We start from the raw sequence: 13,210 nt of genomic DNA on the forward strand, positions 1-13,210 counted from the left end.
CCGAACGCGCGTGCCGGACATACGAAACCGAGCCCATCCCAATTGGGCGCCGACAACCAGATCGAAGACTGAACCGCAGACCCCCGACGGGGGTCCGACGAAAGCTGAGCTCATATGAACAAGCAGACCAAGGGTGCCATCGCTGCCGGTGCTGCCGCGCTCCTCCTCGCCGGCGGCGCCGGGACCATGGCCGCGTGGAACTCCTCGCAGACCGTCGGCGGCGGCACCGTCCAGTCCGGTAACTTGAGCCTGACCACGGTTTCGGGGAGCACCGGATGGAAGTGGGTGAACGGTCCGCTGGCGGGCCAGGCCTTCAACCCGGCCGCCGACAAACTGGTTCCCGGTGACCAGGTCGCCTACGACGCGGTCGTGAAGATCGGCGCACAGGGCAAGAACCTGACTGCAAAGCTCGTCGCCGACGCCGCGAGCATCACCGGCACCAACGGTCTCGACACCGCCCTCACCAACAATGTCACCGCGGATGTCGACGGCACCACCCTGCCCACCGGCCCGGGCGGCGCGACGGTGACCAGCGCGCAGGACGGCAAGAACGTCAACGTCCATGTCAACTTCACCCTCCCGTCCTCCGTGTCGGGCACCACGGCGCAGGACGGCACCGTCAACCTGTCGAACTTCGCCGTCACGCTGACGCAGACGTCGTAGGCCTCTGATGCCCGCTCGCTGCCCTCGCAGCGAGCCCATGGACGCGCCGGTCGTCCGGTCCGAGCCCCCGATCCGGATCGTACGGCCGGCGTTCCCGCGAACATCGTTCGAGCACAACAACTTTTGCTCTGGCGCTCGGCGCCCACCGCTCGACCCACGCACGAAAGGCCCACCGAATGTCGCGTCATGAGGTTCCCAGTTCCACGTCAGGGTTCGGTGCCCGGGCACGTTCGTTCCTGTCGGGTGGCAAGCCGCGTGCCGTCGCGTCGTTGGGCATCGTGCTCGGCCTCGGCGCGATCGGAACCCTCGCTGCGTGGAGCGACTCGGCCACCGCGACCTCCGGCGTGTTCAGCACCGGATCGATCGACCTGCAGCTCAACGGAAACCAGGGCAACCCCGCGGCGTACGCGTTCGCGTCGTTGACGAAGACCGGGATGCTGCCGGGCAGCAGCGTCGCGGCAACACTGCCCGTGCAGAACACCGGCTCGACTCCGTTCAACTACACGATGGCGGCGGCCGCGACCTCGTCCACGTTGGCGCCCTACCTGAAGGTGATCGTCTCGACGGGCACGTCCAACGGAACGACCTGCAGTGGCGGAACCGTGATCGCCAACGGCGTTGCGTTGGTGTCCGGCGGCTCGGCCAGCCTCATCCCCACCGCACGGCCGCTGGCCAACGGTGGCAGCGAAACCCTGTGCTTCCAGGTGACTCTCGATTCGGCCGCACCGACGACGGTGCAGAACCAGACGGTGAACACCTCCTTCAACTTCAACGCGACGACGGCCTGAGTGCGCCATGGCAATTCACGAGAACTCTTCCGCCTCCGGCCGCTCGCGCGGCCGTGAGATCGCGCTCAACGTCGGCGCCATCGCCGGACTGATCTGTGTCCTGGCCGCCGCCGCATCCTTCCTGTTCGGCATCAAGCCGCTGATCTTCCGCTCCGGCTCCATGTCCCCGGACATCCCGACCGGTGCCCTGGCGCTGTCGAAGACGACGCCCGCTGCCGATCTCGAGGTCGGTGACGTGGTCAGCGTCCAGAACGAGCAGGGCACCCGGATCACGCACCGCATCAAGGACATCGTGTCCAGCGACGGTGTCAGCTCGGTGCTGGTCCTCAAGGGTGACGCGAACAAGGATGCCGACATCTCCCCGTACACGGTCACCGAGGTCGACCGGGTGTTCTTCAGCGTGCCCGGGCTCGGCTACGCGGTGTCCTGGCTGTCGTCGCCGGCCGCGATCTTCCTCGGCGGCGCGTTCGTCGGCGGGTTGATGGTGCTCGCGTTCGGCCCCGCGGCCACGCGCAAGGATGACGACTCGGACTCCGATGCCGGCACCGGCGGAACTCCCGCTTCTCACGAGGCGGTCGAGTCGCCGGTTGCGCACGCGCACGCCGGAGTCGAGGCGCCGACCGAGCAGTTCCGGGCGCCGCACTTTTCGCTTCGCCGCGGCGTGCCCGCACGCACGGCGATCGCGATCGGAGCGGTCGGCCTGACCGCGCTCAGCGCGACGGCCGTGGGTACCAGCGCGGCGTTCACCGACACCGCGGTTGCCGCAAGCTCGTTCACCGCGGCGGCGAACTTCTACCCCACCCCTCTGGTCTCCTCTGTTTCGTGCAACAACACCGGTACTGCGGGCTTCCGCAGTGTGAACATTTCGTGGCCGAGCCTCGGCAATACGCCGTTGGGCGTGCCCTACAAGTACAAGGTCATCGTTCGTCGGGACAACAACCCGTCCGAGGTCGTTCAAACGAACGACAACCTGACTGGGACTTCGATCAGTTTCAACGGGGACTATTACGGTCGGGGCTACATCGCCGAAGTTCACACGAAGAATGTCAATGCTGTCTCGACCGGCTGGATGGGGCAGGGCATCTGGACTGCCACTCCTCAAGACACGTACTGCTCAGGCGGGCCTCAGAATCAATCGAACCCGCCCGGTGAGAACTCGGTGACCGGACAGAGTGTCGAGACGCAGTCGCTGCGTATGGCGATGGGTGCAAGTCCGTCGCCCGAGGCGGCCACGCTGAGCGGCACGACGACTGCCACTCCGGCTTCGGACTCGGCAACGCCGTCGGCCACGACCACCACGGCCGCGTCGACGACGACCACGGCGACCGTGCCGCCCACGACGACCGTGCCGCCCACGACGACGTCGACCGTGCCGTCCACCACCACGACGGCCGAGCCGTCCACCACCACGGCCTTGCCGACGGCCACCGAGAAGTCCACGGCCACAGCCGAATCCACCACCACGGCGCCGGCCACGACGACCGAGGAGAAGGCTGCCGCCGCGGCGGCACCGCCGGCCGGCGACCTGGCGATGTCGAACCTGTCGACGTCGGGCAAGTACAACGCGGTGGTGAACGGCACGGCGCTGACGGTCGCGGACAAGTCGGGTACACAGGTGTTCGGCACCACGGTCGGCAAGAACGCGACAGTGCAGTGGGCGTCCGACGCTGACCGGCTGTGGATCGTCGACGGCGGCAAGCTGTCCGTCGTGGACGCGGCCACGGGTTCGGAGAAGAACGTCGACCCGACGTCCGGTGAGGTCCCCGCGGACATCGCGGCACTCGTCAAGTAGCGGTTCCCGATCCTGAATCCACTTGTCCCGGATGAGGACTGACGAAAGCTGAGCACGAGATGCACATGAGGACGAAAGGGGCGATCGCGGCGGGTGCCGCGACCGTCCTGCTCGCCGGGGGCGCGGGCACCATGGCCGCGTTCACCGGCGGTGGTGGGGTCGGCGGTGGCGGGGTCGGTGCCGGCAGCCTCGCGCTTGCGCAGAGCGGCACCCCGACCTGGACGGACCAGAACGGCGCCGTCGCGATCACGAACTTCCGGGCCGTCCCGGGCGACACCGTCACCTACGCCGCCAGCTTCACGATCACCGCGACGGGCACCAACCTGAAGGCGAACCTGGCCGTCGACAGTGCCACGATCACCGGCGACCCGGCACTCAAGGCGGCGATGGGGACCTCGGTCACCGCCACCTCCGGCGGTGCCACGTTGCCGTCCAATGCCGGCGGTGTGCTGATCACGCCGGCCCAGAACGGCAAGATCGTCGACGTGAAGGTGATCTTCAGTTTTGCGCCGGGCACCGCCGGTAACGTCGCGCAGTCCGCCCAGATCAATCTGTCCAACTTCAACGTCACACTGAAGCAGGTGTAGTCGCCATGTCGAACAAGACTCGTTGGTTGGCCATCGGTGGCGCGGCCGTCGTCGGTGTGGCGTTGCTGTCGGCACAGCAGACCGGTGCCTTGTGGACGCAGAGCCAGACCCTCGACGCCGGCACCATCCACTCCGGCATCCTCGACCTGTCCGTCGGCGGCAGCGGAATCAGCTCGTACCCCTTCACCGCGCTCGCCGGCGCGAACCTGATGCCCGGCGGCTACGCGCAGGCGCCGGTGAAGGTCTACAACTCCGGCAACGTGCTGATGAAGTACAAGCTCCTCAATGGTGTCCAGTCGAATTCTGCTGTGCCACTGGACCTCACGGCGTCCATCGTCGCGAACGAGGCGGCCTGCCCGGCCGCCGGCAATCCGACCGGAGCGACGCAGGTCTACAGCGGCCCGCTGATCGGTGCGTCGTTCGCCGAACGCACCGTGCAGCCCGGCATCACCGAGGTGCTGTGCCTGCGCGGAACGGTCGGGGCGTCCGCGGCGCCCAGCCAGAGCACCACCGCCACGTTCACGTTCTCGGCCCAGTCCCGATGAGCGAGTGGGTGCGGTCTCGATGAGCGACACGGTGCAGGGCGAGGGCGAAGCGCAGGATCTCGGCGTCTGGGGATGGATCAAGAGCATCGTCTCCTGGTTCGTGCTCCTGCTTCTGCTGGCGATCCTGGCCCTGACCATCGTCGTCCCGAGGCTGACCGGGTCGACGCCCTACACCGTGCTCACCGGCTCGATGCGTCCCACCTACCCGCCCGGCACCCTGATCGTCGTGAAGCCGCAGGACCCCACCACGCTCGGGGTGGGGGACGCGATCACCTTCCAGAAGGAGTCCGGCAACCCCGAGGTGGTCACGCACCGGATCATCGAGTCGCGGCAGAACTCGAAGGGCGAGCGCACCTTCGTCACCCAGGGTGATGCGAATCCGTCACGTGACCAGAACCCCGTGGTGATGGAGCAGGTTCGGGGCAAGGTCTGGTACAGCGTCCCGTACCTCGGGTACGTCAACAACGTCATCACCGGCAAGCAGCGGGCGACGATGATCACCGTTGTCGTCGGCGGCCTGTTCCTCTACGCGGGGTGGATGTTCGTCGGCGCGTTCCGGGACCGCTCCCGCGGGGGTGACGGCGAACCCGGCTCCGACCGGACCGAGAACGCCGACACCGCAGGGGGTCCCGTGAGCCCCGGTGGCTCCACGAATCTCGCGACCGCCGACACCGTGCAGTTCGCGGCACCACGGGTCGCGCCGTCCCCGCAGCAGCGGTTCCTCGATGCGGACACCGTCGTCATTCCTCGGATCGACGCGCACCACCGAGCCCCCTGATTCCGCACGAACCTGCGGCGCCGAATGCCGCAGGATCACCGAGACGCCGCGACGGCCATCGAACCGTCCGGGTACTGGTCGTCTCCTCGTCCCAGTTCCTGCCCGAGCGGGTGGTGTCGATCTCGAATTCGAACCGCGTGACCATGTCCTCGGTGACGTCCTCGACGTCGACGTAGAACTGCTCGTACCGGCGGCGCAGCTGGTGGACCGGGCCGTCCTCCTCGCATAGCAGCGGGTTGTCGATCTTGTTCATCCAGATCTCGATGTGCTGCTCGAACGTGGCCATCGTGCCCGACCCGAACTGCTGCGCCACGGTGTCGGCCTGCTCGTCGGACATGCCCGGCAGCTTCCTGACCATCACGCCGTACTGCACCACGAACGAGGTCGAGCTGACCGGGTAGTGGCAGTTGATCAGGTCGTCTCGACCGGCTACCCATCTGTGGTGCCGGTCACTTCTGTGCGCACAATGTACGCACGAATGCCCGTGGCGTCACCGTCACGAAGGTGAGGAGGCTAGCGAATGGGTGAAGGCCGTGACGTGCCCGAGGTCCCGCGGTCGCGGGCCGCTGCTCCTGCTGCCGATGCGCTCGGCTCGGGGGATGTGGGCTACGTGGACACAGCGAAGGCCCGGACCGCGTACGTCGAGGCCCGCGCAGCGCTGCTGCTCGCCGGCGTGCGCCTCGACGACCTCGACGACCTCGCCACCAGCAAGGTCGCCGCGTGGAAGGACCTGCGGCCCAGCAGCGACGAGGGGCCTGCGTCGGGCGCACGGATCGACCAGGCAATCGTCGGAGTCCTGCGATCGGCGAGGATCGAACTGGGTCTGACCGTCGACGACATCGTCGGGCGCTCGGGCGTCTCCCGTGAGGTGTATACCGCGATCGAGGACATGACCCACTCGATCACGGTGCCCGAGCTGCGGGCCCTGGCTCGCGCCGTCGGACTTTCTCCCGATGATGTGTACGCCGCCGCGGAGGAGGCGACGGAAGGGTTGTCCGAGTAGCGGCCGCGCCGGTGGCCCGGAGGTGGAGGAGGCCCCCGCTGCAGCTCGGGGAGTAGAAAGGGAGCATGGGAAGGCGGTCGGTCGTCGTGCTCTACGTGCTCGCGCTGGCAGCCGTCGTGGTTGCGGTGGACATCCTGTTCTTCAGGCACCATTTCTGGGCGCGACTGATGGTGAACGTCGGCATCGTCCTGGTGTTCTGGGTGTTCTATCTGAGGTTCCTGCAGGCTCGGTGAAGGGCAGCACGTGCCGGCAGGAAACTCCCAGGATCCACCTCGGGTTCCCCCAGCCAATGCCCAGGATGCACATCTACCGTGGCGCTCGATCGCACGCATCCGGATGAAATGAGTTGCCATGGGTCCCACCACGTTCAACGCCATGCCGATCCACCCGCTGCTGGTGCACTTCGTGGTCGTGCTGGTTCCGTTGTCGGCTCTGCTGCTGGTGTTGTCGGTGTGCTGGCCGGCGGCCCGACATCGACTCGGGGTGGTCACACCGGTCGTGGCCTTGATGTCCCTCGTGCTGGTTCCGCTGACCACCCATGCCGGCGAATGGCTCGAGCACCAGACGCCTCGCAGCCCGCTGGTGCGGATCCACGCCGAGCTGGGCGACCAGCTCGTCTACTGGTCGATCGGAGTGTTCCTCGCGTCGCTGGCATGGTGGGCACTCCATCAGCACAAGGTTCACGAGTGGTGGATCGCCCGGACGGGAACAGGACCCGCACGGGCGCCGGTGTCCCGCGTCCTGGCGATCGGACTCGCCCTGGTCGGCGTTGCCCTCGCCGTCGGATCGGTCGTCCAGGTCTATCGCATCGGCGACAGCGGCGCCGCGGCGGTCTGGGCCGACACGACCGTCACCCCGGCGGCGCAGTCGCGGTGAGTGCGCCCGTGGTACCCGATGAGGGCACCCGATCCGCATGGCTCCGCCGCGACCGTGAGCGTCGCAAACAGTCCGACACGAATCCCACGCTCTGACTACGTTGTAATCATGTAATCGGGTGATCAACATCGGGAGGAGTGACATGACAACGGGCGGCAACACCACCGAATCGCTGTTCGATCACGTCGGCGGCCGGGCCGGACTGCACCGACTGGTCGCGACCTGGTACCCGCGGGTCCTCGCCGATCCGCTCCTGCACCCGCTGTTCGGGGCCGGTAGTCCGAGCCACGTCGAGCACCTGACGGACTTCCTCGCCGAGGTGTTCGGGGGCCCGACCGTCTACACCGACGAGTTGGGCGGATTTCCCGCCCTGCTCGAAGCGCACCGCGGCAAGCGGATCACCGAGGAGCAGCGGCAGCGCTTCGTCGACCTCTTCCTCGCCGCCGCCGACGACGCCGGGCTGCCCTCCGACACGCGATTTCGCACGGCGTTGCTCGACTACCTGCGCTTCGGCACCGAGGTGGCGGTGCAGAACTCGCACGCCACCGGCGACGCCGACCTGCATCCCTGCCAGGAGGTGCCCCGCTGGAACTGGTGAGGACGCGGCATTCGATCCCGCACGACGACGGCCCCCAGCCCGCATGGGCTGGGGGCCGTCGCGTCAGCGGTGGAACCCGGTGATCAGGAACCGAAGATGCTGGTCAGCGAACCGGCGTCCAGCGATCCGGCCGAGCCGCTGCCGCCGGGCTCCGGCGTCACGCTGGACACCGTCACGGTGTGCGGGGCCGAGATGGACGTCGCGTACGTGGAGTCGCCCTGGTACTCGGCGGTGATGGCATGGTCACCGTCGACGTTGAACGACCGGTTGATCTTCGCGACACCGTTGACGAGGGTGACCGGGGTGCCGAGCGCGACACCGTTGTCCCGGAACTGGACCTTTCCGGTGGCGGCGTTCGGGGCGACCGTCGCTGTCAGTTCGATGTTGGTGCCGTTGTTGACGGCGGTGCCGCCGGAGATCGCGATGCTGGTCGGCGTCTTCTGCGCCTCGGTGACCGTCACGGTGTGTGCGGCGGAGGTGGAGGTGGCGAAGCCGACGCCGCCCGAGTAGACGGCGGTGATCTCGTGCGTGCCGGCCGTGGTGAACGCGTGGTTGTACCTGGCCACCCCGTCGGTCACGGTGACCGGGCCGCCGATGTTGGTGGCGCCGTCCTTGAACTGCACGGTGCCGGTGGCGGTCGACGGATCGACCGTGGCGGTCAGCTCGACCGAGGTGCCGACGATGCTGGTGGCCACACCCGTGAGGGTCGTGGTGGTCGCCACGGGCGCGGGATCGAGTTCGAAGTCGAGCGCGAAGTTCGGGTCGACGGTGCCGTTCTGTGTCCCGTTGCCCGCGCCGGCGGGCATGCCGACCACGAGCAGGACCTTCGCGGTGTCACCCGGGGCGAGGTGGATCGACTGCAGTTCGGTGCCGGGCAGGGACACCCCGTTGACGAGGTCGACCAGCTGGCCCGTCGCGTCGTTGATCTCGGCGCGCACATACGCCTGCATGTTCTCGGACATCGACCAGTTGCCGAGGTAGATCTGCAGGGTTCCGCCCTGATCGGTGGTGTTCTTCGCCCAGAACGCGCTGGTGGCTTCGCCGCCCGGGATCAGGTCGCCCGAGAGTGCGGGGATCTGATCCATGCCACCCCAGGTGGCGTTGTCGGCGGAGTACTGGATCACGCTCGGGTCCGCGTGCGCGGACGCCGGCATCATCACCGCGGTGTAGACCGCCACGAACAGTGCCGCGACCGCGCCGCCAATGACAGTGACGAGCCGCGTGAAGCCGCCCTGCGTGTTGATGGTGGAAGTCATTGCGGCAGCGTAGTGGGAAACAGTGGATCAAGCGTCCAGTTTCGTCGGATTTCTCCGCCGTCGCCTCGGGTAGCCGAGAGTTCGCTGACGACGGGCGTACGTTGTTCGGCGGGTGACGCGGCGAGTCGGCTCAGACGCGCCGTGACATGGTGTGCGGTGGTCCGGGCGTCGCGTCCCCGGCCGGGTCCCAGACTCTGGGACGCCCGCCGGGTGGCCGTAGCGTCCGATTTGCGGCGTCTGCTCGATTGGTGGCTGCTGAGGTCCGGGAGTAGGGTGGCCGAGGATCGACACGTGCCACCCGAACGCACATTCGGCACGCGACAGAGGAGGAGGTGAGGCTTGCAGTGATGAGCCAACCTCCGAGTACCTGCCGAAGTCGTCGCTGAACCGTAGCGGTTCATCCCTTCGCGCAGCGGCGATTTCGCGCTCACCGTCACAGCCCGCCCGTGGGCAGTCCGTGCATCCTCACTTACGCGAAAGCCGTGTCCCATGCGTGACAAGCGACCCTTCCGCCCGCTGCTGCCCAGCCGGGCCGCCGACCCGATTCGTGACGCGATCGCGCCCGAACACTCGATGGCCCCGCACCCGACCCCGCCGGTGCGCCGGCTCGCCCCGGCGCCCGTCGAGGCCAGCGTCGTCAACAGTGCCGTCTATCGCGGTGGCTGTCGGATCGAGACGCCGTCGAACCTGTCCGAGGCGCTGCGCAGCCTGCCCGACGAGTCGTCGATGGCGTGGATCGGGATGTACCGGCCGTCCGAGGAGCAACTGCTCGCCGCTGCCGCGCAGTTCGGGTTGCACGAACTCGCGGTCGAGGACGCGATCGTCGCGCACCAGCGTCCCAAGCTCGAACGCTACGGCGACACCCTGTTCGTGGTGCTGCGCGCCGCGCGGTACGTCGACGAGACCGAGCGCGTGGACTTCGGCGAACTGCACGTGTTCTGCGGTCCGACGTTCGTGCTCACCGTCCGGCACAGCGAGTCGCCCGACCTGTCCGCGGTGCGCACCCGCATGGAGAACGACCCCGACCTGCTGCGGCTGGGCCCGGAGGCGGTGTTGTACGCGATCCTCGACGCCGTCGTCGACGGGTACGCCCCGGTCGTCGCGGGACTGCAGAACGACATCGACGAGATCGAGACCGAGGTGTTCAGCGGTGATCCCAAGGTGTCGCGGCGCATCTACGAACTGACCCGCGAGGTGATCGAGTTCCAGCGCGCCACCCGTCCGCTGCTCGACATGCTCTCCGGGCTGTCCGCCGGGTTCGAGAAGTACAAGACCGACGAGGAACTGCAGCGGTACCTGCGGGACGTCACCGACCACGCGACGACCGTGGTCGAGCGCGCCGACGGTTTCCGGCAGCTGCTCGGCAACATCCTCACCGTGAACGCGACGCTGGTGTCGCAGACGCAGAACGAGGAGATGTCGGCGCTGACGCAGGCCAGCTACGCGCAGAACGAGGAGATCAAGAAGGTCTCGGCGTGGGCGGCAATCCTGTTCGCGCCCACCCTGATCGGCACCGTCTACGGCATGAACTTCGACAACATGCCGGAACTGCACTGGGGTGGCGGCTACCCGTTCGCGCTCGGCCTGATGGTGCTGATCTGTGCCGGGCTCTACACGATCTTCAAGCGGCGCGGCTGGTTGTGACGCGGCGCTGCCGCCTGTGAGTGGTTCTCGCCCCGGGCCGGGGCGACAACCACTCACAGGCACCGCAGGTGCGTCACCCCTGCGGCTGGTTCTTGCCGGTGATCTTCTTCCACTGCGTGACGGCCAGGTACTTGACCAGCAGTCCGTAGTTCTTGAGCTTCTCCATGGGGTCCCCCTCATGTCCGTGTACGGCGAATTGTCGCCGGGAACTTGATCACAGATCCCCGCCGATCGGCAAGCGGCGGGGCCTACGCTGGACTCGTCCGGATCACCGAAGAGTGAGGTAGACCGATGAGCGATCACGTGTACTCCGTCACCGAGGTCGTGGGATCGTCGTCGAAGGGAATCGACGACGCGATCGCACAGGCGGTTACCCGGGCGAACGAGACGGTCCGGAACCTGGAGTGGTTCGAAGTCGTCGGCACCCGCGGACACATCGTCGACGGCAAGGTGGCCCATGTGCAGGTGACGATGAAGGTCGGCTTCCGGCTCGACCCGGCCTGACCGCGCGTCACCTCGCGAATCGGCGCGGGGTCGGTCAGGATGGGGAACGTGGACCTGCCCCTGAGCCCGCCGCTGCAGCCGATGCTCGCCAAGTCCGCCGACACGGTGCCCCCGCAGCCCGTCGGCGACGGCCCCGTCTGGTCCTACGAGCCCAAGTGGGACGGATTCCGCGCCATCGTGTTTCGCGACGGCGACGAGGTGGTGCTCGGCTCCCGCAGCGGCAAGGACCTCGGCCGGTACTTCCCCGAGATGCTCGACGCGATCCGCGCGGAACTGCCCGACCGCTGCGTCCTCGACGGCGAACTCGTTGTTCCACGGGAAACCGGGGGTCGCACCCGGCTGGACTGGGAGGCGTTGTCCGAGCGGATCCATCCCGCCGCGAGCCGGGTCGCGCTGCTCGCCGAGCAGACGCCCGCGCAGCTGATCGGGTTCGACCTGCTCGCCCTCGGCGTCGACGACCTGACGTCGCGGCCCTTCGTCGAGCGCCGCGCGGCGCTGCTCGACGCCCTCGGCGGCCCCGCAGGCGGGCGGTCCTGTCACGTGACCACCGCGACCACCGACCCGGCCGTCGCCACCGAGTGGTTCCACACCTTCGAGGGCGCGGGGCTGGACGGGGTGATCGCGAAAAAGCTTGCCGGACACTACGCCCCGAACAAGCGGGAGATGGTCAAGGTCAAGCACTCCAGGACCGCGGACTGTGTGGTGATCGGCTACCGACCGCACAAGAGTCAGCCGGGTATCGGGTCGATGCTGCTCGGCCTCTACGACGGCGACAACCTGCGGATGATCGGCGGCGCGTCCGCCTTCACCGCGAAGCGGCGGGTCGAGCTGCAGGAGATCCTCGACCCGCTGCGCGTCGGCGACGACGTCGTGTACGACGGCGAGGCCAGCCGGTGGGCCGCCGGCCGGGATCGGCAGTGGGTGCCGCTGAACCCCGAACTGGTGGTCGAGGTGGCCTACGACCAGATGGAGGGCGACCGGCTGCGGCACGCCGCCCGGTTCCTGCGCTGGCGCCCGGACCGCGAGGCGCGCAGCTGCACCTACGAGCAGTTGGAGGTTCCGGTGCGCTACGACCTCGCCGACGTCCTGGCCGGAGGCGAGTGATGGCGAACAGGAGTCCCGCGCTCGAACTCGACGTCGACGGCGTCGCGGTGCGGCTGTCGAGCCCCGACAAGGTGATGTTCCCGCAGCTCGGTGCCGACGGCGGCACCAAACGCCACCTCGCCGAGTACTACCGGACCGTCGCGATGTTCGACGCCGGCGGCATCATGACCGCGCTGAGCCAGCGGCCGACGCATCTGCAGCGGTTCCCGGACGGCATCGAGGGGGAGGAGGTGTACCAGAAGCGGATCCCGGCGAAACGTCCCGACCACATCGGCACCTGCACCGTCACGAACCCGAACGGCCGCACCGCCGATGCCCTGCTGGTACGGCATCCCGCCGACGTCGTGTGGGCCGCGCAGATGGGCAACGTGACGTTCCATCCGTGGCCGGTGCGGTGCGCCGACACCGACCGCCCGGACGAGCTGCGGATCGATCTCGACCCGCAGCCCGGCACCGGGTTCGCGGAGGCGCGGGCCGTCGCGCTGGACCTGCTCGCCCCGCTGCTCGACGAACTCGGCCTCGTCGGCTACCCGAAGACGTCCGGCGGCCGCGGCGTACACGTGTACGTGCGGATCGAACCGCGCTGGGACTTCATCGACGTCCGGCACGCGGCGATCGCCCTGGCCCGCGAGATCGAACGCCGCGACCCGAGTCGGGTCACCACCGCGTGGTGGAAGGAGGAGCGCGGCGCGCGAATCTTCGTCGACTTCAACCAGACCGCGCGCGACAAGACGGTCGCGTCGGCGTACTCGGTGCGCAAGACCCCGCGGGCGACGGTGTCCACACCCGTCACCTGGGCCGAACTGGCCGAGGTCGAACCGGACGACTTCACCATCGCCACCGTGCCCGACCTGCTGGCCCGTCGCGGCGACCCGTCGGCGGGCATCGACGCGGTCGCGCACTCGCTCGACGGACTCCTCGAGATGTCGGCCCGCGACACCGCGAACGGCCTCGGCGACCTGCCCTACCCGCCGCAGTACCCGAAGATGCCCGGCGAGCCGAAGCGGGTGCAGCCCAGCCGGGATAGGGACCGTACCAGGGGAAACCAGTCGGACTGACGTTGCGTCGCTTG

15 protein-coding genes and 1 pseudogene are annotated in these 13,210 nt (G+C 68.2%); 14 read left to right on the forward strand and 2 right to left on the reverse strand.

Annotation, left to right across the window (positions count from 1 at the left end; translation table 11 throughout):
- The first annotated feature begins 114 nt into the window (after positions 1-114).
- From ABD951_RS16175 to ABD951_RS16200, 6 genes are all read left to right on the forward strand, one after another.
- Positions 115-663 (forward strand): alternate-type signal peptide domain-containing protein, encoded by a 549-nt coding sequence (locus tag ABD951_RS16175; RefSeq protein WP_345346844.1) that lies wholly within the window; start codon positions 115-117, stop codon positions 661-663.
- A 176-nt stretch (positions 664-839) separates the two neighbouring features.
- On the forward strand, positions 840-1,451 hold the full coding sequence (locus tag ABD951_RS16180; RefSeq protein ID WP_345346847.1) for a SipW-dependent-type signal peptide-containing protein: 612 nt from the start codon (positions 840-842) through the stop codon (positions 1,449-1,451).
- Positions 1,452-1,458: 7 nt separating this feature from the next.
- A complete protein-coding gene (locus ABD951_RS16185) occupies positions 1,459-3,243 on the forward strand; it encodes a S24/S26 family peptidase (protein ID WP_345346850.1) in 1,785 nt (594 codons plus the stop codon).
- A gap of 65 nt (positions 3,244-3,308) precedes the next feature.
- Complete coding sequence (locus ABD951_RS16190; protein WP_345346853.1) at positions 3,309-3,830, forward strand: alternate-type signal peptide domain-containing protein; 522 nt, start codon at positions 3,309-3,311, stop codon at positions 3,828-3,830.
- Positions 3,831-3,835: 5 nt separating this feature from the next.
- Complete coding sequence (locus ABD951_RS16195; protein ID WP_345346856.1) at positions 3,836-4,375, forward strand: hypothetical protein; 540 nt, start codon at positions 3,836-3,838, stop codon at positions 4,373-4,375.
- A gap of 19 nt (positions 4,376-4,394) precedes the next feature.
- A complete protein-coding gene (locus ABD951_RS16200; protein WP_345346859.1) occupies positions 4,395-5,153 on the forward strand; it encodes a signal peptidase I in 759 nt (252 codons plus the stop codon).
- An 82-nt stretch (positions 5,154-5,235) separates the two neighbouring features.
- Here the strand turns inward: ABD951_RS16200 and ABD951_RS16205 are convergent.
- Positions 5,236-5,583, reverse strand: a pseudogene (locus tag ABD951_RS16205) (3-ketosteroid-9-alpha-hydroxylase); the annotation flags it as partial.
- 90 nt (positions 5,584-5,673) lie between these two features.
- Between ABD951_RS16205 and ABD951_RS16210 the strand changes: the two are divergent.
- The 4 genes from ABD951_RS16210 (at position 5,674) to ABD951_RS16225 (ending at position 7,630) form a co-directional block, all read left to right on the forward strand.
- Positions 5,674-6,156, forward strand: coding sequence for a helix-turn-helix domain-containing protein (locus ABD951_RS16210; RefSeq protein ID WP_345346862.1), 483 nt, complete (start codon positions 5,674-5,676; stop codon positions 6,154-6,156).
- Positions 6,157-6,221: 65 nt separating this feature from the next.
- Positions 6,222-6,389: a hypothetical protein gene (locus tag ABD951_RS16215; protein ID WP_345346865.1), complete on the forward strand. Its 168-nt coding sequence runs from the start codon at positions 6,222-6,224 to the stop codon at positions 6,387-6,389.
- Positions 6,390-6,507: 118 nt separating this feature from the next.
- Positions 6,508-7,032: a DUF2231 domain-containing protein gene (locus ABD951_RS16220; RefSeq protein WP_345346868.1), complete on the forward strand. Its 525-nt coding sequence runs from the start codon at positions 6,508-6,510 to the stop codon at positions 7,030-7,032.
- A gap of 142 nt (positions 7,033-7,174) precedes the next feature.
- The gene (locus ABD951_RS16225; RefSeq protein ID WP_345346871.1) at positions 7,175-7,630 is read left to right on the forward strand and encodes a group II truncated hemoglobin; all 456 of its coding nucleotides are present in this window, start codon (positions 7,175-7,177) and stop codon (positions 7,628-7,630) included.
- An 83-nt stretch (positions 7,631-7,713) separates the two neighbouring features.
- Here ABD951_RS16225 and ABD951_RS16230 read toward each other — a convergent pair whose 3' ends face one another.
- Positions 7,714-8,886 carry an Ig-like domain-containing protein gene (locus ABD951_RS16230; protein WP_345346874.1) on the reverse strand — a complete coding sequence of 391 codons (1,173 nt, stop codon included), beginning with the start codon at positions 8,884-8,886 and terminating at the stop codon, positions 7,714-7,716.
- 489 nt (positions 8,887-9,375) lie between these two features.
- Between ABD951_RS16230 and ABD951_RS16235 the strand changes: the two genes are divergently transcribed.
- The 4 genes from ABD951_RS16235 to ligD all read left to right on the forward strand — a co-directional run bounded on the left by ABD951_RS16235 (position 9,376) and on the right by ligD (position 13,196).
- Positions 9,376-10,530: a magnesium and cobalt transport protein CorA gene (locus ABD951_RS16235; RefSeq protein WP_345346877.1), complete on the forward strand. Its 1,155-nt coding sequence runs from the start codon at positions 9,376-9,378 to the stop codon at positions 10,528-10,530.
- A gap of 291 nt (positions 10,531-10,821) precedes the next feature.
- Positions 10,822-11,034, forward strand: a complete 213-nt coding sequence (locus ABD951_RS16240) for a dodecin (RefSeq protein WP_345346880.1) — start codon at positions 10,822-10,824, stop codon at positions 11,032-11,034.
- Positions 11,035-11,082: 48 nt separating this feature from the next.
- Positions 11,083-12,138, forward strand: a complete 1,056-nt coding sequence (locus ABD951_RS16245) for an ATP-dependent DNA ligase (RefSeq protein WP_345346883.1) — start codon at positions 11,083-11,085, stop codon at positions 12,136-12,138.
- Positions 12,138-13,196 (forward strand): non-homologous end-joining DNA ligase, encoded by a 1,059-nt coding sequence (ligD, locus tag ABD951_RS16250; RefSeq protein ID WP_345346886.1) that lies wholly within the window; start codon positions 12,138-12,140, stop codon positions 13,194-13,196. Before ABD951_RS16245 ends, ligD begins: the two co-directional genes overlap by 1 nt.
- The last annotated feature ends 14 nt before the right edge of the window (positions 13,197-13,210 follow it).

Origin of the sequence: Rhodococcus olei (assembly GCF_039540555.1) — a bacterium.
Taxonomy (GTDB): domain Bacteria; phylum Actinomycetota; class Actinomycetes; order Mycobacteriales; family Mycobacteriaceae; genus Rhodococcus_G; species Rhodococcus_G olei.

Coding starts and splice junctions, on each gene's coding strand:
- ABD951_RS16175 (WP_345346844.1), top strand. CDS start 115: ATGAACAAGCAGACCAAGGGTGCCATCGCTGCCGGTGCTGCCGCGCTC.
- ABD951_RS16180 (WP_345346847.1), top strand. CDS start 840: ATGTCGCGTCATGAGGTTCCCAGTTCCACGTCAGGGTTCGGTGCCCGG.
- ABD951_RS16185 (WP_345346850.1), top strand. CDS start 1,459: ATGGCAATTCACGAGAACTCTTCCGCCTCCGGCCGCTCGCGCGGCCGT.
- ABD951_RS16190 (WP_345346853.1), top strand. CDS start 3,309: ATGAGGACGAAAGGGGCGATCGCGGCGGGTGCCGCGACCGTCCTGCTC.
- ABD951_RS16195 (WP_345346856.1), top strand. CDS start 3,836: ATGTCGAACAAGACTCGTTGGTTGGCCATCGGTGGCGCGGCCGTCGTC.
- ABD951_RS16200 (WP_345346859.1), top strand. CDS start 4,395: ATGAGCGACACGGTGCAGGGCGAGGGCGAAGCGCAGGATCTCGGCGTC.
- ABD951_RS16210 (WP_345346862.1), top strand. CDS start 5,674: ATGGGTGAAGGCCGTGACGTGCCCGAGGTCCCGCGGTCGCGGGCCGCT.
- ABD951_RS16215 (WP_345346865.1), top strand. CDS start 6,222: ATGGGAAGGCGGTCGGTCGTCGTGCTCTACGTGCTCGCGCTGGCAGCC.
- ABD951_RS16220 (WP_345346868.1), top strand. CDS start 6,508: ATGGGTCCCACCACGTTCAACGCCATGCCGATCCACCCGCTGCTGGTG.
- ABD951_RS16225 (WP_345346871.1), top strand. CDS start 7,175: ATGACAACGGGCGGCAACACCACCGAATCGCTGTTCGATCACGTCGGC.
- ABD951_RS16230 (WP_345346874.1), bottom strand. CDS start 8,886: ATGACTTCCACCATCAACACGCAGGGCGGCTTCACGCGGCTCGTCACT.
- ABD951_RS16235 (WP_345346877.1), top strand. CDS start 9,376: ATGCGTGACAAGCGACCCTTCCGCCCGCTGCTGCCCAGCCGGGCCGCC.
- ABD951_RS16240 (WP_345346880.1), top strand. CDS start 10,822: ATGAGCGATCACGTGTACTCCGTCACCGAGGTCGTGGGATCGTCGTCG.
- ligD (WP_345346886.1), top strand. CDS start 12,138: ATGGCGAACAGGAGTCCCGCGCTCGAACTCGACGTCGACGGCGTCGCG.